This window comes from Sphingobium sp. BS19 (assembly GCF_027925545.1).
In the GTDB taxonomy this organism is placed as follows: domain Bacteria; phylum Pseudomonadota; class Alphaproteobacteria; order Sphingomonadales; family Sphingomonadaceae; genus Sphingobium.
Genome location: NZ_BSEF01000003.1, coordinates 51,164 through 72,073, shown reverse-complemented (window position 1 = coordinate 72,073; position 20,910 = coordinate 51,164). Strand labels below are relative to the sequence as shown.

Sequence of the window (20,910 nt, the reverse complement as noted above, 5' to 3'; positions counted from 1 at the left end):
AAGCCATGTTTACCGGCATCATCACCGACATCGGCCACATTCGTTCCATCGAGAATCGTGGCGACATGCACCTCACCATCGGCTGCGGCTATGAGATGGAAGGCGTGGCCATCGGCGCGTCGATTGCCTGTTCGGGCGTATGCCTGACGGTTGTCGAGAAAGGCGCGGACTGGTTCGCAGTCGATGTATCTGCGGAAACCCTCTCGCGCACCGCACCGGGACAATGGGTCGAGGGGCAACGCCTCAACCTTGAGCGGGCGCTGAAGGTTGGCGATGAACTGGGCGGTCATATCGTGACCGGGCATGTCGATGGCATCGGCACGCTGGTATCGGCGCTTCGCGAAGGCGACTCCACACGTTTGACCATTGCCGCACCGGCGGCGCTGGCGGCCAGTCTGGCAGCGAAAGGGTCGATCACGGTCGATGGCATTTCCCTGACCGTCAACACGATAGAGGATCAGCCGGACGGCAGCGTGCATTTCGGCCTGAACATCATTCCGCACACGGCGCAGCAAACCACGTTGAACGACCTGCCCGCCGGTCGCAGTTTCAATCTGGAGATCGATGTGCTTGCGCGCTATCTCGACCGGATGCTGGCCGTTCGCGCAATGTGATGGTGGGGGCTTGCAATCACATTATAATGTGATTACCTGATCTGAGCGCTCTGGTCGCGCCAGCAAAGGGTCTATTCATGAATACGAATTTGGTCGATACGCTTCGTCATCTTGTGTCCGATGGCGGCGTATCGCGCTCCGGTCTTGCCCGTGCTGCTGGCCTGCACGCGAACAGCCTGCGCCGCCTGGGCGAAAGCGACTGGAACCCGACCGCCGACACGCTGGGCAAGCTGGAAGCCTATCTGTTGCAGCGCGAAGGCGGCACTGCGCTGGCGACGCCCGAAGAAATCATCAACGAAGCGCGCAACGGCCGCATGTTCATTCTGGTCGACGATGAAGACCGGGAGAATGAAGGCGATCTGGTCATCCCCGCACAGATGGCGACGCCCGACGCAATCAATTTTATGGCAACCCACGGTCGCGGCCTGATCTGCCTCGCGCTTACCAAGACGCGCGTCGATCAACTGGGCCTTGACCTGATGAGCCGCCACAACGGCACCCGGCATGAAACGGCATTTACCGTCTCGATCGAAGCGCGCGAAGGCGTGACCACCGGGATCAGCGCCGCCGACCGCGCGCGCACCATCGCGGTGGCCATCGACGCAGGCAAGACCTCGGCAGACATTGTGACCCCCGGCCATGTCTTCCCGCTGGTGGCGCGTCCCGGCGGCGTCCTCGTTCGCACCGGCCATACCGAAGCGGCGGTGGACGTGTCGCGTCTTGCCGGGCTTAACCCCTCGGGCGTGATCTGTGAGATCATGAAGGACGATGGCACCATGGCGCGTCTCGACGATCTCATCCCCTTTGCGCAGAAGCATCGGTTGAAGATCGGCACCATCCGCGACCTGATCGCCTATCGCCGCCGCAACGATCACCTGGTCGAAAAGCTGACTGAAGTGAATTTTACCAGTCAGTGGGGCGGCGAATGGAAGGCGATGACCTTCTTCAACAAGGCGACCGAGACCGAACAGGTCGTGCTTCAGAAAGGCCGGGTCGATCCCGACCAGCCGACATTGGTGCGGATGCACCAGCTATCGCCATTTGTGGATGCCTTTGGTGAGAACAGCCCGCGTAGCGGCTTGCTCGCCCGGTCCATGAAGATCATTGGTGACGCCGGGTCAGGGATCGTCGTGGTTCTCAATCGCAATGCGCCCGATGCATTTACGCGCATGTTCCAGATGAAAGCGGCGAATCAGGCGACATCGGCCGACATGGACGAACTGCGCGATTATGGCGTAGGCGCGCAGATCCTGGCGGAGCTGGGGGTGCACGACATGATCCTGCTGACCAACAGCCGCCACAGCCTTATCGCTCTCGACGGCTATGACCTGGCCGTCGTCGGCGAACGTCCCATCGATTAAGGAATAGCGACATGGCCAAGTTTCTCATCGTGGAAGCCCGCTTCTACGACCATCTGAACGACATGCTGATCGAAGGGGCCGTCGCCGCCCTGAAGGAAGCGGGACACAAGCATGAAGTGCTGACCGTTCCCGGCGCGCTGGAAATTCCCGGCGCGATTGGCATGGCGGCGGAAAGCGGACGCTATGACGGTTTCATTGCCATCGGCGTCGTCATTCGCGGCGAAACATACCACTTCGAAGTCGTATCGAACGAAAGCGCGCGCGGCCTGATGGCATTGTCGATGGACGGGATCGCCATCGGCAACGGCATCATCACGGTCGAGAACGAAGCGCAGGCGCTGGCGCGTGCGCGCATGACCGAGAAGGACAAAGGCGGCGAAGCGGCCAAGGCAGCGATGGCCATGCTCGCCATCCGCGAACGCTTCGCCTGAAGAAAAAGGATCGGGAAGCCACAAAAGGCTTCCCGATCCGTTACTGACTTATGCGTCGGTTTTCGCCAGCGCAGGATAGTCGATATAGCCTTCCGGACCCTGGCTGTACCAGGTCGCCATCGGCGAATCGGCCAGCGGAGCGTCCAGAGACAGACGCTCCGGCAGATCGGGGTTCGCGATAAACGGGCGACCGAAGGCGATGGCGTCGGCCAACCCGCTGTCCAGATCCGCCTGCGCGCGCGCCTTGTCATAATCGCTGTTGAGCACCAGCGGCCCCTTGAAATGCTGACGGATCAGCGGTGACTGGCGCGGCTGATCGGTGGCGCCGAATGTTCCGCCCGGCCCCGGTTCGCGCAGTTCGAGGAAAGCGATGCCGAGGGCGTCGAGGGCCTGCGCAGCGACGCCAAAGACGCTTGCCGGGTTGGAATCGATCACACCCTGCGTTTCGCCATTGGGCGACAAGCGGACTGCGGTGCGATCCGCGCCTGCTTCACCGACCACCACCTGCGTGACTTCACGCAAAAGGCGCACACGGTTTTCCGGGCTGCCGCCATATTCGTCGGTACGCAGATTGCTGCTGTCGCGCAGAAACTCGTCGATCAGATAGCCGTTGGCGGCATGAATTTGCACACCGTCGAAACCGGCACGCATCGCGTTGCGCGTCGCATGGGCATAATCTTCGAGCAGGCGGGGGATTTCCGACACTTCGAGCGGGCGCGCTTCGGCATAAGGCTTCTTGCCTTCATAAGTGTGCGCCATGTCGGGCGCCGTCGTCGCGCTGGCCGAGACCGGCGGCGCGCCATTGAGGAAATCGGGATGGACGATCCGCCCCATATGCCACAACTGGATCATGATCCGGCCGCCCTTGCCATGAACGGCATCGGTTACGGGCTTCCACGCTTCGACCATCTCGTCGGTCCAGATGCCGGGCGCGAAGGGCCAGCCGAGACCTTCCTGACTGATCCCCGTCGCTTCGGTGATGATCAGGCCGGCACTGGCGCGCTGCGCATAATAATCGATCATCATCGGCGTAGGCACATGCTGCTGCGTACCGCGACCGCGAGTCAGCGGCGCCATCAGGATGCGGTTGGGCGCGTGGATCGCTCCCAATCGGATAGGATCGAACAGGCTAGGTGACGACATACAGCTAAACTCCAACTTGGTTGCAAATTGCAACGGGACTTCCGGTTGTCTGCCAGCTAGGGACTGCGGATGACCGTTTCAATAGTACCCCCCACCGATTCCATTGCGCCCGCAACGCCGCGATTTGCATTTCTGGCACTGCTGGCCGGCAATGTCGCGCTGGCCTTCGGGCCGCTGCTTGTGCGTTTTGCAGATACCGGGCCAGTAGCTGCGGGGTTCTGGCGGCTGTTCCTGGCCATCCCCGTACTGATCGTCCTGGCGCAATGGAAAGGCAAAGGGCTGACGCGGGTCGGGCGGCAATATTGGCTTATCATCGCGCTGGGCGGCCTGTTCTTCGCTGCGGATCTGGCGAGTTGGCATGCCGGAATTGTGCAGACGAAAGTGGCCAACGCCACGCTGTTCGGCAATGTCACCAGCCTGCTGCTGCCGATCTGGGGCATTATCGTCCTGCGGCAGCGCCCTGCCCTGGTGCAGGCCATTGCCATCGTGCTGGCGATTGCAGGCACCGCCCTGCTGATGGGCAACAGCTACGAACTGTCGCCGCGTTATCTGAGGGGCGACATGCTCTGCATTGCTGCGGGCATTCTCTACACCGGCTATATCCTTTCCATCCAAAGCGCGCGGCAGGCGCTGGATAGCTGGTCGCTGCTGGCGGCATCCACGATAGCCGGGGCCGTGCCGATCCTGATTTTCGCGCTGATGCTGGGGGAAACGATCCTGCCGACCGACTGGACCCCGGTCATCGCGCTGGCGATGCTGAGCCAGGTCATCGGTCAGGGGCTGATCGTCTATGCGCTGGCATGGTTTCCGCCGCTGATCATCGGGCTGACGTTGCTGGTGCAGCCGATGATCGGCGCGTTTGCCGGGTGGATCGTCTTCAACGAGACGCTGACCGTCACCGACGCCATCGGCGCCATAGCGATCGCCATTGCCTTGGTCCTTGTCCGGCTCCCCCTGCGCGCCTAGATTGGCGCAATGATCGACATACCCCACGACCCGACTCTGGATGAACTGCGCAATGCGCTCGCACCGCTAGTCGCGCGCAACGCCGCCTTTGACGGCTGGCGCGCCGCTGCGGTCGCCAACGCGGCGGCGCAGGCGCAGGTCGATCCGGCCATAGCGCAACTGGCTTTCGGCGATGGGCCGGTCGCAATGATCGACGCATGGTTCGCCTCCGTCGACGCGGAAATGACCGCACGTTTGCCCGCCGAGACGCTGGCAGCCATGAAAATCCGCGAACGCATCGCCGCGCTGGTCGAAGCGCGTCTGGACATCCTTGCGCCGGATCGCGAATCGCTGCGCCGTGCCCTTAATATTCTGGCGATGCCGCAGAATCTGCCGCGTTCGGTAAAGCTCGGCTGGCGCGCGGCGGATGCGATGTGGCGGCTGGCAGGCGATGTGGCGACCGATTACAATCATTACAGCAAGCGCACGATCCTGGGCGGCGTCTATGCCGCCACGCTGCTGGCGTTCATCGACGACGAAAGCGAAGGGCAGACGGAGACCCGCGCGTTCCTCGCCCGGCGGATCGACGGCATCATGCGCTTTGAAAAGGCAAAGGCCGGGCTGATCCCCGACAAGGATCGTCGGCTCAGCCTGTCGCGATTCATCGGACGTTTGCGCTACCCGGCTGTTTAGGCCCATCTGACAAAGCCACTGGCGCAAGCGGTCAGTTATTGATAATCAGTCGCAACCAACCGATCCTTTAAGGTCCAATCCTTGCGACTTCACCTGTTCCCCCTGCGCCAGCCCGGCTATATCGACAGTGTCGACTGGAGCGTACTGTCCGCGTCCGAAGGTCAGCGTCTACGCGAATTCGGCGTGTGCGAAGGCGCCAGCATCGAAGCGTTGCATCGCGGTGGCCTGATGGGTCGCGGCCCGCTGGCCTGTAAGGTCGGACGCATGACGATTGCGATGCGGCGCAATCATGCCGAAGCGATAGACGTGCGCAGCGGGCCGGAAACACCCACGCAATGACCGCCATCCCGCTCGTTGCGCTGGTCGGCAATCCCAATGCCGGCAAAAGCGCCCTGTTCAACGCGCTGACCGGCGCGCGGCAAAAGCTGGGCAATTATCCCGGCGTGACGGTCGAGCGGAAATCGGGGCGTATATCGCTCGACGATGGCCGCCCGGTGGAGCTGGTCGATCTGCCCGGCACCTACAGCCTCGATCCCACAAGCCCGGACGAACAGGTGACGCGCGACGTGATCCTGGGACGGCAGGAAGGGGAACGCCTGCCCGATGCGCTGGTGATCGTGGTCGATGCGTCCAATCTGGACAACCATTTGCGTTTTGCGCTGGAACTGATCGCGCTGGGGCTACCGACGATCGTGGCGCTCAACATGGTCGATCTGGCAACGCGCGACGGTCTTGAACTGGATGCCAATACGCTTTCGGCCGATCTGGGCGTGCCGGTGATCGCAACCGTCGCGGTGCGCAAGCGCGGTCTCGATCATCTACGCGGCGCACTGGAGGGAATGCTGGATGGCGGACCGCGCCAGTTGCGGCCCTCAGTGCCCGATATTGGATTCGACGCACGGCGCGCAGAAGCGCGACGCATCGCACGTGCGGCCATCGTGACCGAAACGGCGTCGCGGCGGCTCACGGCGGCAGTCGACCGGGTTGCATTGCATCCGGTGATGGGCCTCGTCGTTCTGCTTTCCCTTTTGTTCGTGATGTTTCAGGCTGTCTATGCCTGGTCGCAGCCACCGATTACGATGATCGAAGGCTGGGCCGCCGCCGCAGCCGATGCAGCTTCCGCTGCGTTGCCCGATGGTCTGCTCCGCTCCTTCCTGGTCGATGGGGTGATCAACGGCGTCGGATCGGTGATCGTCTTCCTGCCGCAGATCCTGATTCTCTTCTTCTTCATCCTGATGCTGGAAGCGACGGGATATATGACGCGCGCGGCTTTCATGATGGACGGGCTGATGGCGCGTGTCGGCTTGTCGGGCCGTGCATTCATTCCCCTGCTGTCCTCCTTCGCCTGCGCCGTGCCGGGCATCATGGCGACGCGCACGATCAGCGATCCCAAGGACCGGCTGACGACGATCCTCATCGCCCCGCTGATGACATGCTCCGCGCGGTTGCCGGTCTATGCCGTCATCATCGGCGCGTTCATTCCGGCGCGGTCGGTCGGACCCGGCATCGGCCTGCAGGGGCTGGTACTATTCATACTCTACGTCGCCGGGATCATCGGCGCGCTGATCGTGGCGCTGATCCTGCGCGTGACAGTGACGAAGGGGAAAAGCAGCGGCTTCCTGATGGAAATGCCGAAATATCAGTTCCCCCGGATACAGGACATCCTCATCGGCCTGTGGCAGCGCGCCGTCATCTTCCTCAAGCGCGCCGGGACGATCATCTTTGCGTCCACCGTAATCCTGTGGCTGCTGCTCAGCTTCCCCAAGCCGCCGGTCGGCAGCAATGTATCGCCGGTCGATTACAGCATCGCCGGACGGATTGCGGGCGGTCTCAACGTCGTCATGGAGCCTATCGGGTTCAATCGCGACATTTCGCTGGCGCTGATCCCCGCAATGGCCGCGCGCGAAGTGGCGGTGTCTGCGCTCGCCACTGTCTATTCGCTCGAAGCCAATGACGATGAGGCCGCTTTGGAACGCTCGCTGGGCGACCGGCTCAAGGGGCGCTGGTCGCTGCCGACTGCGCTGGCCTTCCTCGCCTGGTTCGTTTTCGCGCCGCAGTGCATATCGACGATTGCCGTCACGCGCCGCGAAACCAATGGCTGGCGCTGGCCTGCGTTCATGGTCGGCTATCTTTTTGCCCTCGCATATTGCGCGGCGGGCATTACCTTCTGGATTGCTACGGCTGCGGGGTTATAAGGCCCGCTTTACGCTTTCGGAGGCATCATGGCAGGCTCGGTTAACAAGGTCATTCTCGTCGGCAATCTGGGCGCCGATCCGGAAGTCAAATCCTTCCAGAACGGCGGCAAGGTGTGCAACCTGCGCATCGCGACCTCCGAAAGCTGGAAGGATCGCAACACCGGCGAGAAGAAGGAAAAGACCGAATGGCACACGGTCGCCATTTTTTCAGAAGGTCTGGTCGGCGTCGCCGAACGCTTCCTGCGCAAAGGCAGCAAGGTCTATATCGAAGGACAGCTTCGCACCCGCAAGTGGCAGGATCAGTCGGGCAATGACCGCTATTCGACCGAAGTCGTGCTGCAGGGTCTTGGCTCGGTCCTGACCATGCTGGACGGCGCACCCGGTGGCGGCGGCGGTCAGGGCGGCGGCGGTGGCGGACGCTCCAGCGGCAACGATAGCTGGGGCGGCGGCGCAAGCAGCGGCGGCTATGACGATGACTTCGGCGGTGGCGGCGGTCGCAGCAGCAGCAGCGGCGCGCGTGGGGGCAGCAGTGCACCCAGCTTCGGCAACGATCTGGACGACGAAGTCCCGTTCTGATCGAACGGGCTGCTTACCGGTCAGTTGGTGATCGCGTAAGCCTCCTTTAACGCGCGCTTGTCCACCTTCTCGGTGCCAAGCCGCGGCAGGGGATCGGGCAAGATCCATATCCGGGCGGGCCGTTTGAACGCGGCCAGTCTGGTTATCAGAAAGTCGCCCAGCTCCTGCGCCGTCGCATATGTGCCTTCGCGCAGATGGACCACAGCGACTGGCACTTCACCCAGCCGCGCATCGCTCTGCCCGAACACCGCGCACTCCTGCACGGCGGGATGCGCGTACAGCGCCGATTCGACTTCGGGACTGGCGATATTCTCGCCGCCGCGAATGATGATGTCCTTGATCCGGTCGACGATGAAGACATAGCCATCGTCGTCCATATATCCCACGTCGCCGGTCCGCACGAAGCCGTCCGGCGTGAACAACGCCGCAGTGTCTTCCGGGCGGTTCCAGTATCCCTTTATATTCGCGACGCTGCGGATGGCGATTTCACCCGTCTGGCCAATGGGCAGATGGCCGCCCGCCGGATCGACGATGGCGACTTCGGTCAGCGGCTTGGTCGCGCGCCCCGTGCTGGCGGGCTTGGCGAGATAGGCGTCGCGGAAATTGCCGCATCCCACGGCATTGGTTTCGGTCAGGCCGTATCCGATGACGGGATAGGCGCCCGTCAATTCTTCCGCGATCCGTCGCACCTGCTCGGGCGGACGGGGGGCGCCGCCTGAGGCTACGTCTTTCAGCGTAGAAAGATCGTAGCTCCCGCGTTTGGGATGGGTGGCGAGTTCATAGCTCATCAGCGGCACACCGATGAAATAGGTGATCTGCTCCCGCGCGATCAGTCGCATCGCGTCTTCGGCGTCCCATTTCGCCATCATCACCAGCTTTCGCCCGATAAAGAAGCTCTGCAACAGGACCGAAATTTCTGCCGTTACGTGGAACAGCGGGACGCAGACCAATGTCGCGGGCAGATGGGTGGGCGGGGCACCGCGCCGGGTAAACGTGTCGAGCACGCTCACCGTCGCGCTCACGAAATTGAGCGTGCCTTGCACCACCGCGCAATGATCCGACAGCGCGCCTTTGCTGCGCCCCGTCGAACCGGAAGTGAACAATATCGTGGCATCGTCCTGCGGTGTGACATCGGGCAAAGGCGTCGTTTCATCGCCACCGAATTCGGTGAGTTCGGCAAGGCCTTCGGACGTCGCCACGGTCTGCCGGATGCGGATCATTCGCGCGCCATGGGCGACCCCGCATTCGGCCAGCGCTGCATGGCGGCGACCGTCGGCGATAACGATGCTGCACCCCGTTTCGACCACCGCTTCGGCGAGTTCGTTGCCGCCCCACCAGCCGTTGAGCAACGTCGCGATACCGCCCGCCATGCAGATCGCCATATAGGCGATGACCCAGCCCGCACCGTTGCGCGCGGCAAGGCCGATGCGATCCCCCTTCTGCACGCCATAGCCCGCAACCAGCCCCCCGGCAGCCCGACGCGCCGCTGCGTAAGCCTGCACAAAGGTCAGCCGTTCATCGCCATCGACCAGAAATTCGCGGTCCCCATAATGCGCGCAATAGGTCGCGAACAATGCAGGCAAGGTCTGCGGCGCGGACACCACATAAGGCAGTATCACGCCGCGCTGCTCGATCGTACCGAGTTGCAACAGACCGTCGGGCGCGGCCGTCATCCGGGCAATCGCATCGTCCATTTCGCGGTCGAGCCGGGCAGAAATATCCTGCCTTTCGCTAATGTCCGCCATCCTGCTCTCTCCACTTGGTCTTGTGCTTATTCTCCTTTATGCAGGCGAAAATTTCCGGGGAAAAGCCTTGATCCACCTGATCGCCGCTAACGCTACGGCATACGTACAATTTGAAAATCTGGGGCTGGACCCCGTGGCGCTCAACCTGGGTTTCTTCACGCTCAAATGGTACAGCCTGGCCTATCTGGCGGGGATTCTGGTCGGTTACTGGTATCTGCTGAAGCTGATCGCACAGCCCGGTTCGCCGATGGCCCGCCGCCATGCCGACGACATGATTTTCTACGCAACGCTGGGCATCATCATCGGCGGGCGGTTGGCCTATGTCATCTTCTATCAGCCGGCGATCTTCGCGCATCCGCTCGACATCCTCAAATTATGGAATGGCGGCATGTCCTTCCACGGCGGCGTGCTGGGCGTGACCTGCGGGATCATCTACCTCTCGCGCAAGGAGGGGCTGAACTGGCTGCGCGTCCATGATTTCGTGGCGTGCTGTGTACCCTTCGGCCTGTTCTTCGGGCGGCTGGCGAATTTCGTGAACGGAGAGCTGTGGGGCAAGGTGACCGATGTCCCCTGGGCGATCATTTTCCCCACCGGCGGCCCCGACCCCCGGCACCCCAGCCAGTTGTATGAAGCAGTGCTGGAAGGGCCGGTGTTGTTCGCCGTCCTTGCCTTTATGTTCTGGAAAACCGCTGCCCGATATCAGCCGGGCAAGCTGGTCGGCACGTTCCTGCTGGGATACGGCCTCGCGCGTTTCTTCGTCGAATTTTTCCGCGAAGCCGATGCGCAACTCATGGAATTTGCGCAGGAGACCGGGCTGCATATGGGCCAGTGGTTGACCTTGCCGATGATCATCGGTGGCCTGTACCTGATCCTCACAGCCAAGGGCCGTCGCCAGCGGATCGAAGCGACGGCCGGAAGTGCCAGTGTCGCATGAGATCGCTTTCCCCGACCTGCCGCTTGCCCAAAGGCTAAAGGCGCAGATCGAGGCAGGCGGGCCAATTTCGGTCGCGCACTACATGGCCGAAGCGAACGCGCATTATTATGGCACGCGCGACCCGCTGGGCGCGGCAGGCGACTTCATCACCGCGCCGGAAATCAGCCAGATGTTCGGCGAACTGGTCGGGCTGTGCCTCGCCGATGTGTGGCAGCGGTCGGGCCGGCGCGCAGCACCGCTCTATGTCGAACTGGGGCCGGGACGCGGGACGCTGGCGGTCGATGCCTTGCGCGCAATGGAAGCCGCCGCCCTCGCGCCCAAGCCGCATTTCGTCGAGACCAGTCCGGTGCTGCGCGACCGCCAGCGCGCGGTATTGCCGACGGTGGTGCATCATGACGATATCGAGACGTTGCCCGACACGGGGCCGTTGCTGATCGTCGCCAATGAATTTTTCGATGCGTTGCCGACACGGCAAATCGTGCGGACGGACAAGGGCTGGCGGGAGCGCGTCGTCATTGCCGAGGATGGCGAGCGGTTCAGCGCGATAGCAGGCTATCGGGCAATGGACGGCGCGATATTGCCTGCGCTGGCCGACAGCCCTGTGGGTTCGATTGTCGAGATATCGCCCGCCGCCGCGACGGTTGCCTTGGCGCTCGCCAACCGCATCGCGCGGCAAGGCGGAATCGCGCTGATCGTCGATTATGGCTATGTCGGACCGGCGGCGGGCGACACGCTGCAAGCGGTGCGTAACCATGAAAAGGTCGATCCGTTCGCTGACGTTGGCGAAAGCGACCTCACCACGCATGTCGACTTCAATATCGTCGGCAATATGGCGCGGCAGGCAGGGCTGCAGGTGTTCGGTCCGGTCGGGCAAGGCGATTTCCTGAAGGCGCTCGGCATCGACGCGCGGGCCGCGCAACTGGCGCGGCAATCGCCGGAGCGCGCGGACGATGTCACCGCCGCGCGTATGCGCCTCGTCGCGCCGGAGCAGATGGGCGCCTTGTTCAAGGTGATGGCGTTCGTCCATCCCGACTGGGCCGCACCGGAAGGATTTTTGCAATGACCGTGGACCGTTTGACTGCCGCCGCGCTGGATGGCGTGCCGCATGGATTTCTGGGGCGGCGCGGTGGCGTGTCGACCGGGCTGTATGCGGGGCTGAATGTCGGGCTGGGATCGGATGACGACCGCGCCGCGATCCTGCGCAATCGTGACATTGCCCGCGACGCCGTGCTGCCGGGCGCGGCGCTGGTGACGGTGCGGCAGGTCCATTCGCCCGACGTCGTCACCGTTACGCACGCCATTGCCGAAGAGGAGCGCCCGGAAGCGGACGCACTCGTCACCGATCGACCGGGCTTGCTGCTTGGCATACTGACTGCCGACTGCGTCCCCGTGCTGTTCGCAGACCGGGAGGCCGGTGTCGTCGGCGCAGCCCATGCCGGATGGAAAGGCGCGCTTTATGGCGTGACCGACCGCACGATTGCAGCCATGGAGGCACTGGGCGCGGATCGCTCCCGCATCGCCTGCGCCATCGGCCCGTGCATCGCCCGCCGGTCCTATGAAGTGGGCGACGATTTCGCGATCCGCTTCGAGGAAGCCGATGCGGCCAACGAGCGCTTTTTCGGCATGGGGAAACCGGGCCATCGCATGTTCGACATCGAAGCCTATGTCGCCGCGCGACTGGCGGCAGCGGGCGTTGGGCGGGTCGAAGCGCTAAGCGAGGACACGTGCAGCCAGCCGGATCGGTTCTTCAGCTACCGCCGATCCTGCCTTCAGGGAGAAGGCGGCTATGGGCGGCAGATTTCGTTGATCGGCCTGTCCCCCACAGCCTGATCGCGCCACGGCGCATCGCCCGGGGGATTGACTACAGGAAATAAGGTTTCAAGATAGGGTCATTAAATTACAGCGCGACAATCGCGCCGAGAGGATCGACATGACCGACGAAACCCCCAAAGCACCCACCACCGAAGCTGAAATGACCGGCGTCACCCAGCGCCGACGCCCCAAGGCCGACATCATGGAAATCGGCGGCCGCAAGCTGAAGCCTGCTACGCTGATGATGGGCCATGGCTATGACCCGGCGCTGTCCGAAGGTTCGCTCAAGCCGCCGATCTTCCTCACTTCCACCTTCGCCTTCGAAAGCGCGGCGGCGGGGAAGCGCCATTTCGAAGGCGTGACCGGCATCCGCCCCGGCGGGTCCGAAGGGCTGGTCTATTCCCGCTTCAACGGCCCCAATCAGGAAATCGCCGAAGATCGTCTGGCTGTCTGGGAAGATGCCGACGATGCGCTGCTGTTTTCCAGCGGCATGTCGGCCATCGCCACGACGATGCTCGCGCTTGTCCAGCCGGGCGACGTAATCGTCCATAGCGCGCCGCTCTACGCCGCGACCGAAGGACTGATCGGGCGTATCCTTGGCAAATTCGGCGTCCATTGGCTCGATTTCCCGGCAGCAGCGACCGAGGAAGAAATCGGCGCAGTGATCGAAGCGGCCAAGGCGAAGGGCCGGGTCGCGATGATCTATCTGGAAAGCCCCGCTAACCCGACCAACGTGCTGGTCGATGTCGAAGCGGTCGTTGCACGCCGCAACGCCCTGTTCGCGGGCGACGATCATCAGCCGCCCATCGTCATCGACAACACGTTCCTAGGCCCGCTGTGGCATAAGCCGCTGGCGCACGGCGCGGACCTCGTCGTTTACAGCCTCACCAAATATGCAGGCGGGCATAGCGATCTGGTCGCGGGCGGCGCGCTGGGCAATCAGAAGCTGATCGATGCGATCCGCATGATGCGCAACACCATCGGCACCATCCTCGATCCGCACAGCGCATGGATGCTATTGCGCAGCCTCGAAACGCTCGAACTGCGTATGAGCCGCGCGGGCGAGAATGCGGCGAAGGTGTGCGCCTGGCTGCGCGATCAGCCGCAGGTGGAAAAGATCGTCTATCTTGGCTTCCCGTCCGACGCGCGGCAGCAGGATATTTACGACCGGCACTGCACCGGCGCGGGATCGACCTTCTCGCTGTATCTCAAAGGCGGCGAAGCGGAGAGCTTTGCGTTTCTTGACGCCCTCAAGATCGCCAAGCTGGCCGTCAGCCTGGGCGGCACCGAAACGCTGGCCAGCCATCCTGCGGCGATGACGCATCTGTCGGTTCCTGCCGAGCGCAAGAAGGCGCTGGATATCGGTGACAATATGGTCCGCATCTCCATCGGTTGCGAAGATGCCGACGATTTGATCGCCGACTTCAATCAGGCATTGGAAGCAATCGGTTAAACCCAGTCGACCCGCGGCCAACCCTTTTGCGCTGCCAGCACGGCCAGCGCCTTATGGGGGTTGGCCGCATGGGGTTCGTCGGCAAAGGCCAGCATCGGCGCATCGGACACATGATCGGAATAAGCGCGGATGTGCGTCTGGCTGCGCGCGATGCCCTCTGCGGCCATCCACGCTTCGATCATCCGCAGCTTGCCTTCGTCATAGCAATTCTCACCTGAAATCCGCGCCCGGACATAGTCGAGATCCTGGCTTAAATGGTCGGTCGCGATAACCGTGTCGAAGCCGAGCCGCTTGGCGATAGCCTCCACATAGAGCCGGTACGATGCCGTAGCGAGGACGAGGTGATAGCCATCCGCCTTGTCCTGCGCGACTTGCGCCTGCGCGCCTTTGCGCATGTTGTACGCCATCACCTTGTCGGCATAGCTTTCGATATGCGGCGTCAGTTTTTCCCGGCGAACCTTGTGGCCGATCATCAGCGTCTGGTTCCATTCCTTCAACCGCGAACGGTCGATCAGGCGCAGGACATAGGCCAGCATCACAAGGGGGATGAGCGGCAAAAAGATCAGCCGCCACGGCGAAATCGCCCACGCAATATGCATCAGGAACCCGCTATAGGTGCCCGAAACCGTAACCGTGCGGTCCATGTCGTAAATGGCGATTTTGGAAATTGAGTGCATCGAAGATGAAACGCTGCATGTTTGCTGTGTTGCCATGTCGCTTCCGAAACTTTCATGGCTTGCCTTCGTTCTGTCTCAAAGATGGGCCATTTCGGCTTGCCGTGCAACCGATAATGGACCAGTAAACCAGCCACATGATGCAATCAGCCGACTTTCAGGAGGAAAGACGTGACGATGTCGCGATCGTCCGCCTGTCCGGTAATTTCGCAGTGGCGCATCTCGACACCTTGCCGGACCGGCTGGATGCCGTAAACGGCCCGATCGGTCGCGTCGACATGGCCGGCGTGACGCATATCGACACTATCGGCGCGTGGATCATCCATCGGTTTGCCGCGCGCCACGGTGCACAATTGGAAGGGGCGAGCGAAGACGCTGCCCGCCTGATCGCCGAAGTGGGCAAGGACGAAGATCCGGTATCGATCCGCCCCGATGCCAGCCCGCCGCTCCTGCGAGTACTGGGCGAAATCGGCGCCGCGACGCGGATTGCCGGTGAGACCATGTACGGGCTGCTGGGCTTTTTCGGCGCGACGCTGATTACCGCATGGTCGATGATCCGGCACCCCAGCCGGGTGCGGGTCCATGCCGTTGTCCAGCGGCTCGAAGTGGTGGGCGTATCCGCGCTTGCCATCATCGGCCTGATGAGTTTCCTGATCGGTATCGTCATCGCACAGCAGGGATCGGTGCAGTTGCGCCAGTTCGGGCTGGAAGTGATGACGATCAACCTTGTCGGTCGCCTGACCTTCCGCGAACTCGGCGTGCTGATGACCGCAATCATGGTTGCGGGACGCTCGGGTTCGGCCTTCGCGGCGCAGCTTGGCACGATGAAGCTGACCGAGGAAATCGACGCGATGCGCACGATTGGCGTCTCCCCGATGGAAGCATTGGTGATGCCGCGCGTCATTGCGGCGGTGGTGATGATGCCGCTGCTCGGCTTCTATGCCTCCATCGTGGCGATCATCGGCGGCGGCTTCCTGTGCGCCGTGGCGCTCGACATTCCGCCGGTTACCTTCGTTCAGCGTATCCGTGAGGTCGTGCCGATCACCGACGTGTATGTCGGCATGATCAAGGCACCCGTCTTCGGCCTGATCATCGCTATCACCGGATGTTTCCAAGGCTTGCAGGTCAAGGCCAATGCCGAGGAAGTGGGCAACCGCACCACCGCTGCTGTGGTGCAGGCGATCTTTATCGTCATCGTGCTCGACGCCTTTTTCGCAGTGTTCTTCACATGGGTAGGCTGGATATGACCAGCGAAGAAGAAGCGGCGCTGGAAACCGAAAAGCGGCTGGAAGAGGCTGTCAATTCGTCCGATATCGCGATCTCCGTGCGCGGGCTGCGCAACAGCTTCGGCGATCAGGTCGTGCACGAAGGGCTCGACCTCGACGTGCGCAAGGGCGAGATCCTTGGCGTCGTTGGCGGATCGGGCACCGGCAAGTCGGTGCTGATGCGCTCCATCATCGGGCTGCAGATCCCTGACGAAGGCGAAGTGCATGTGTTCGGCGAACCGATGATCGGTCGGCTGGACGATGAAGAAGCGCTGGCCATTCGCAAACGCTGGGGCGTGCTGTTTCAGGGCGGCGCGCTGTTCTCGACGCTGACTGTGGCCGAAAATGTCGAAGTGCCCTTGCGCGAATATTATCCCAACATCGGCCCGCAATTGCGCGACGAAATCGCTGCGTTCAAGATCCGCATGACGGGATTGCCGTGCGAGGCCGGTCCGAAATATCCCTCCGAACTGTCGGGCGGGATGCGCAAGCGCGCCGGTCTGGCGCGCGCACTGGCGCTCGATCCCGACCTGCTGTTCCTTGACGAGCCGACAGCGGGGCTGGACCCCATCGGCGCGGCCGCCTTCGACGAACAGACGCGGCAGTTGCAGAAGACGCTGGGGCTGACGGTGTTCCTTATCACCCATGACCTCGACACGCTGTTTTCCATCTGCGACCGGGTCGCGGTGATCGCGGACAGAAAAATCATCGCGGTGGGTACGATTGACGAGTTGCTCGCGACCGATCACCCGTGGATTCAGGAATATTTCAACGGACCGCGTGGACGCGCAGCGGTCTCTGCCCAGCAGCGGCATTCAATATCGTCGGGCGGCGACGCACCGGCGGAAAGGCAGTAGGGATCATGGAAACACGTTCGAACAATGTGCTTGTCGGATCGGTGGTGCTGATATTGCTCGCCGCGATCATGATCGCTGCCTTCTGGTTCTCCCGCGTGTCGGGCGGCGACGATGTCGAATATGACATCTACTTCAAGCAATCCGTCAACGGACTGGCCAAGGGTTCGGCGGTCACCTTTGCCGGTGTACCATCCGGCCAGATCAAGAATATCGAACTGTGGAAGCGCGATCCCGGCTTCGTGAAGGTGCGAATCACCGTGAAGGAAGGCACCCCCATCCTGCAGGGGACCACCGCAACCATTCAGGGCAGTTTTACCGGCCTCTCCGAAATCGTGCTGGACGGCGCGGTCAAGGGTGCCCCGCCGATCGTCTGCCCGGAGACCAACGCGGCGTCGGCCTGCCCCGATGGCGTGCCGGTCATCCCCACCAAGCCCGGCGCATTCGGCGAATTGCTGAACAGCGCGCCGCAATTGCTTCAGCGCCTGTCGACTCTCACCGAGCGTCTGACCGAAACGCTGAGCGACAAGAATCAGGAAAGCATCACCGGCATCCTGCGCAATGTCGATCGCCTGTCGGGCAACCTTGCGGACCGCGGGCCGGAGATCGCCGCGACATTGGCTGAGACCCGGTTGATGGTGCAGAAGGCAGGGCTTGCCGCCGATGAGATCGCCAAGCTGACGGCTTCGACCAACGCTCTGCTGAACGAGGAAGGGCGCCCCCTGACCGCCGACCTGCGCAAGACCGTACAATCGGCGACGAAGAGCCTTGATACGCTCGACAAGACACTAGCCGAAGCACAGCCGGGCGTCCGTGCCTTCTCGCAACAGACGATGCCCGAAGTCGGCGCGCTGGTGCACGACCTGCGCGAAATGACACGATCTTTTCGCGCGATTTCCGAAAAACTGGACCAGCAGGGGGCCGGATCGCTGATCGGATCGCCCAAGCTGCCGGACTATAAGCCATGAAGAGGATTCACCCCATGATCCGCAACGCGAAGATACTTGTTCCGGCCATTGCGGCGCTGTCGCTATCGGCCTGCGTGTCCTTCGGTGGCAATGCGCCTGCGCAGTTACTGACGCTCACGTCCGACGCGCGCGTGGCGACCGGGACAGTGCGCACCGGCGCTCCGGGGACGAGCATTACCGTGATGGACCCCGACACACCCAAGAAGCTGGATACGGTTCGTGTCCCGGTTCAGGTCGATGCCGTCTCCGTCGCCTACATCAAGGATGCGCAATGGGTGGATAGCCCGCGGCACCTCTTCCAGAAAATGCTGTCCGAGACCATCGCAGCAAGCGGCACTGCCATCGTGCTGGATTCGGGCCAGTACAGCGCCGATCCGGGCAAGCGTCTGCTCGGCGAGTTGATCGACTTCGGCGTGGATGCCCGCACCAACACCGCCGTCGTCACTTATGATGCGACACTGGCACCGGGCGGCGGCGCACCCGTCCTGCGCAAGCGCTTTTCGGCGAGCGTGCCGGTTAGCGCCATCCATGCAGCCAGCGTTGGAGCCCCGATCAATCAGGCCGCCAACAAGGTCGCAGCGGAAGTCGCGGCCTGGGTCAACGGCGGCTGACGGTTTAATCCAGGCTCTTCGTCACCTGCTCGGTCACGTCTTTCGACAGGCCGGGCGTACCCACGATACGCTTGAGTTGTGCGCGCATCTGTTGGCCGCGCACGCTATCGAACCGCCGCCAGCGTCCCAGCGGCGGCACCAGCCGCGCTGCGGTCTGCGGGTTGAGCGGGTCGAGCGCGATGATCAGATCCGCGACCATCCGATAGCCTGCGCCATTGCCCTGATGGAAACCCCACTGGTTCGCCGCGAACGCACCATATAGCGACCGGACGCGGTTGGGATTGGACAAGGTGAAATCCTTGTGCCGCCCCAGTTCCTGCACGATGGCCAGCGTATCGGGATGGAACGCCAGAGCCTGCGTCTGGAACCATTTGTCCAGCACCAGCGCATCGGCGGCATAGCGATTGTAGAAGATATCGAGCGCCGCTTCGCGTTCGTCGCTCGTCCCATTGGCAAGCACGGACAGCGCGCCCTGCCGTTCGGTCATGTTGTCCGCGCGGTCGAACTGGGAAAAGGCGATGGCGGACGCATCCGCTGCACCCGAAGCGGAAAGATAGAGCAAGGCCGTGTTGCGCAGCTTGCGCGCACCCATGGCCGCCGACGACAGCGAAAAACCGTTCGCCTCGGTGCGGGCATGAAGATCGCGCCAGACCGGTTCGAGCATCTTGCCGACCTTCGCTTGCAGCCGTTCGCGCGCGGTGTGGATCGCGTCGGGATCGACAACGGTCATCTGATCGCCGATGTAGCTTTCGCTGGGCAATCGAATGGCCTCGGCGATGAACGCGGCGTCGAGCGCGGTATCTGTGGCCGTGTTACGGATTGCGGCAATCACCGGCGCGTCGTCCACCGCCTGACCCGACACCGTGCCAACCAGCACGTTCACCATCAACTGCTGCATTGCTTCATAGCGGGCGAAGGAATCGTCGTCATGCGCGGACAGGAACGCCAGTTCGCTTTGCGTGCGGTCGCTTTCGATGACGACGGGTGCCGAGAAACCCCGGTTGATCGACAGCACCGGCGGCGTGGCAAAGCCTTCGAACCGAAAGCTCTGTTCGCTTTGCGTCAGCATCAGGACTTCGTCGCTGCGGTGCATATTGGTCGCGCGGTCGAACAGGGCAATGCGCAGCGGCATCGCCATGGGGGACTTCGTCGGCTGACCGGGAGTCGGCGGCACGGTCTGGCTCAGCGTCAGTGTCGCCGTGCCAGAGGCCGCATCATGCGCCAGTAGCGCGCGGACGCGGGGCGTTCCGGCCTGCTCATACCACAGGCGAAACTGGGTGAGGTCGATCTGCCCACCCTCTTCCATCGCCTTGACGAAATCCTCGCAAGTCGCGGCCTGCCCATCGTGCCGGTCGAAATAGAGGTCGCTGCCGGCACGAAAGCGATCCGCGCCCAGCATCGTGTGCATCATCCGAATGACTTCCGCGCCCTTGTTATAGATGGTCGCGGTGTAGAAATTGGCGATTTCCATATAGGATTCCGGGCGAACCGGATGCGCGAGCGGGCCGGAATCCTCCTGAAACTGTGCTGCGCGCAGGATGCGGACATCGTCGATCCGCTTGACGGCGGGCGATCCCATATCGGCGGAAAACGCCTGATCGCGGAAAACGGTGAAGCCTTCCTTCAGCGACAACTGGAACCAGTCGCGGCAGGTGACGCGATTGCCCGACCAGTTGTGGAAATATTCATGCGCGACGACCCCTTCGACGGCGTCGAAATCCATGTCGGTCGCGGTTTCCGGATCGGCCAGGATGTAGCGGGAGTTGAAGATGTTCAGCCCCTTATTCTCCATCGCGCCGAAATTGAAATCGGCGACGGCCACGATGTTGAACACGGCCAGATCATATTCGCGGCCATAGACACGCTCGTCCCACGCCATCGAATCCTTGAGCGCCTTCATTGCGTGTGCGGTGCGCGGCAGGTCGGCTTCCTTCACCCATATGCCCAGCGACACCTGCCGCCCCGACATCGTCGTGAAGCTGTCCGCATTGCAGGCCAGATCGCCCGCCACCAGCGCGAACAGATAGCAGGGCTTGAGAAACGGATCGTTCCATTGTGCCCAATGCCTGCCGCCGTCCAGATCGCCCGCAGCAATCGGATCGCCATTGGCCAGCAGGATGGGATACAGCGCCTTGTCCGCTTCCATCCGCACGCTGTAGCGGGACAGCACATCGGGACGGTCGGGGAAGAAGGTGATCCGCCGGAACCCTTCCGCCTCGCACTGCGTGCAGAGCAGGCCGCCGGAAGCATAAAGCCCCATAAGCTGGGTATTGGCTTCCGGCGCGATCTCGACCACCGTTTCAACCTTATGCGCATTGCCCGAAAGCGGAATGACGAGCACGTCGCCCTCCATCGACCAACTGTCGGTTCCAGTGGCAACGCCGTCGATCGAGACGGACAAGGGCACCAGCCCGTCACCGTCGAGGCGCAGCGGCGTTTCGTGTTGCCCGTTGCGAACGACCGACAATGTCGCGCGCACCCGCGTAGCGGCTGCGTCGAGCGTGAAATCCAGAGCGACGTCCGGCACCAGCCACGCGGGCGGGCGGTAATCGGAACGGTGGATGATTGCGGGCGCTGCTGCGCCAGTCGTTTGAATGTCGGCCATGCCCCCTCCTATGCGGCTGCACGGCATGGGG

The 20,910-nt window shown here is 62.6% G+C and carries 20 protein-coding genes; 16 read left to right on the top strand and 4 right to left on the bottom strand.

Annotation, left to right across the window (positions count from 1 at the left end; genetic code table 11):
• Positions 1 to 5 precede the first annotated feature (5 nt).
• The 3 genes from QMG56_RS04030 to ribH all read left to right on the top strand — a co-directional run bounded on the left by QMG56_RS04030 (position 6) and on the right by ribH (position 2,406).
• Positions 6 to 614: a riboflavin synthase gene (locus tag QMG56_RS04030; RefSeq protein WP_281821304.1), complete on the top strand. Its 609-nt coding sequence runs from the start codon at positions 6 to 8 to the stop codon at positions 612 to 614.
• A 77-nt stretch (positions 615 to 691) separates the two neighbouring features.
• Positions 692 to 1,975 carry a 3,4-dihydroxy-2-butanone-4-phosphate synthase gene (gene ribB / locus QMG56_RS04025; protein ID WP_230186636.1) on the top strand — a complete coding sequence of 428 codons (1,284 nt, stop codon included), beginning with the start codon at positions 692 to 694 and terminating at the stop codon, positions 1,973 to 1,975.
• A gap of 11 nt (positions 1,976 to 1,986) precedes the next feature.
• Complete coding sequence (ribH, locus tag QMG56_RS04020; RefSeq protein ID WP_230186635.1) at positions 1,987 to 2,406, top strand: 6,7-dimethyl-8-ribityllumazine synthase; 420 nt, start codon at positions 1,987 to 1,989, stop codon at positions 2,404 to 2,406.
• 48 nt (positions 2,407 to 2,454) lie between these two features.
• Here the strand turns inward: ribH and QMG56_RS04015 are convergent, their stop codons facing one another.
• On the bottom strand, positions 2,455 to 3,549 hold the full coding sequence (locus QMG56_RS04015) for an alkene reductase (RefSeq protein ID WP_281821302.1): 1,095 nt from the start codon (positions 3,547 to 3,549) through the stop codon (positions 2,455 to 2,457).
• A gap of 69 nt (positions 3,550 to 3,618) precedes the next feature.
• On the opposite strand from QMG56_RS04015, the gene QMG56_RS04010 reads away from it, so the two are divergent.
• From QMG56_RS04010 to ssb, 5 genes are all read left to right on the top strand, one after another.
• The gene (locus tag QMG56_RS04010; RefSeq protein ID WP_281821301.1) at positions 3,619 to 4,515 is read left to right on the top strand and encodes a DMT family transporter; all 897 of its coding nucleotides are present in this window, start codon (positions 3,619 to 3,621) and stop codon (positions 4,513 to 4,515) included.
• A gap of 9 nt (positions 4,516 to 4,524) precedes the next feature.
• Positions 4,525 to 5,187, top strand: a complete 663-nt coding sequence (locus QMG56_RS04005; protein WP_281821300.1) for a COQ9 family protein — start codon at positions 4,525 to 4,527, stop codon at positions 5,185 to 5,187.
• Between the two features lie 81 nt (positions 5,188 to 5,268).
• Positions 5,269 to 5,526 carry a FeoA family protein gene (locus QMG56_RS04000; protein ID WP_281821299.1) on the top strand — a complete coding sequence of 86 codons (258 nt, stop codon included), beginning with the start codon at positions 5,269 to 5,271 and terminating at the stop codon, positions 5,524 to 5,526.
• A complete protein-coding gene (locus QMG56_RS03995; RefSeq protein ID WP_281821298.1) occupies positions 5,523 to 7,382 on the top strand; it encodes a ferrous iron transporter B in 1,860 nt (619 codons plus the stop codon). Before QMG56_RS04000 ends, QMG56_RS03995 begins: the two co-directional genes overlap by 4 nt.
• 27 nt (positions 7,383 to 7,409) lie before the next feature.
• Positions 7,410 to 7,958 (top strand): single-stranded DNA-binding protein, encoded by a 549-nt coding sequence (gene ssb / locus QMG56_RS03990; RefSeq protein ID WP_281821296.1) that lies wholly within the window; start codon positions 7,410 to 7,412, stop codon positions 7,956 to 7,958.
• Positions 7,959 to 7,978: 20 nt separating this feature from the next.
• On the opposite strand, the gene QMG56_RS03985 is transcribed toward ssb, so the two are convergent.
• Positions 7,979 to 9,703, bottom strand: a complete 1,725-nt coding sequence (locus QMG56_RS03985) for a class I adenylate-forming enzyme family protein (RefSeq protein ID WP_281821295.1) — start codon at positions 9,701 to 9,703, stop codon at positions 7,979 to 7,981.
• Between the two features lie 67 nt (positions 9,704 to 9,770).
• Between QMG56_RS03985 and lgt the strand changes: the two genes are divergently transcribed.
• The 4 genes from lgt to QMG56_RS03965 all read left to right on the top strand — a co-directional run bounded on the left by lgt (position 9,771) and on the right by QMG56_RS03965 (position 13,902).
• Positions 9,771 to 10,637, top strand: coding sequence for a prolipoprotein diacylglyceryl transferase (gene lgt / locus QMG56_RS03980; protein WP_375713638.1), 867 nt, complete (start codon positions 9,771 to 9,773; stop codon positions 10,635 to 10,637).
• Between the two features lie 82 nt (positions 10,638 to 10,719).
• Positions 10,720 to 11,700: a class I SAM-dependent methyltransferase gene (locus tag QMG56_RS03975; protein WP_375713640.1), complete on the top strand. Its 981-nt coding sequence runs from the start codon at positions 10,720 to 10,722 to the stop codon at positions 11,698 to 11,700.
• On the top strand, positions 11,697 to 12,467 hold the full coding sequence (gene pgeF / locus QMG56_RS03970) for a peptidoglycan editing factor PgeF (RefSeq protein WP_281821293.1): 771 nt from the start codon (positions 11,697 to 11,699) through the stop codon (positions 12,465 to 12,467). The genes QMG56_RS03975 and pgeF overlap by 4 nt, the downstream gene beginning before the upstream one ends.
• Before the next feature lie 100 nt (positions 12,468 to 12,567).
• Entirely contained in the window at positions 12,568 to 13,902 is a 1,335-nt protein-coding gene (locus QMG56_RS03965; RefSeq protein ID WP_230186626.1) for a cystathionine gamma-synthase family protein, read from the top strand.
• On the opposite strand, the gene QMG56_RS03960 is transcribed toward QMG56_RS03965, so the two are convergent.
• A complete protein-coding gene (locus QMG56_RS03960) occupies positions 13,899 to 14,546 on the bottom strand; it encodes an HAD family phosphatase (protein WP_281821460.1) in 648 nt (215 codons plus the stop codon). The two genes, QMG56_RS03965 and QMG56_RS03960, sit on opposite strands and share 4 nt — an antisense overlap.
• A 167-nt stretch (positions 14,547 to 14,713) precedes the next feature.
• On the opposite strand from QMG56_RS03960, the gene QMG56_RS03955 reads away from it, so the two are divergent.
• Genes QMG56_RS03955 through QMG56_RS03940 form a run of 4 tightly spaced genes read left to right on the top strand, consistent with a single transcriptional unit; the run spans position 14,714 to position 18,274 of the window.
• A complete protein-coding gene (locus tag QMG56_RS03955; protein WP_281821290.1) occupies positions 14,714 to 15,823 on the top strand; it encodes an ABC transporter permease in 1,110 nt (369 codons plus the stop codon).
• Entirely contained in the window at positions 15,820 to 16,698 is an 879-nt protein-coding gene (locus QMG56_RS03950) for an ABC transporter ATP-binding protein (RefSeq protein WP_230186624.1), read from the top strand. Before QMG56_RS03955 ends, QMG56_RS03950 begins: the two co-directional genes overlap by 4 nt.
• Before the next feature lie 5 nt (positions 16,699 to 16,703).
• Entirely contained in the window at positions 16,704 to 17,663 is a 960-nt protein-coding gene (locus QMG56_RS03945; RefSeq protein ID WP_281821289.1) for an MlaD family protein, read from the top strand.
• 14 nt (positions 17,664 to 17,677) lie between these two features.
• Positions 17,678 to 18,274 (top strand): ABC-type transport auxiliary lipoprotein family protein, encoded by a 597-nt coding sequence (locus QMG56_RS03940; RefSeq protein WP_281821287.1) that lies wholly within the window; start codon positions 17,678 to 17,680, stop codon positions 18,272 to 18,274.
• A 4-nt stretch (positions 18,275 to 18,278) separates the two neighbouring features.
• On the opposite strand, the gene pepN is transcribed toward QMG56_RS03940, so the two are convergent.
• Entirely contained in the window at positions 18,279 to 20,879 is a 2,601-nt protein-coding gene (gene pepN, locus QMG56_RS03935) for an aminopeptidase N (protein WP_281821286.1), read from the bottom strand.
• Between the last annotated feature and the right edge of the window lie 31 nt (positions 20,880 to 20,910).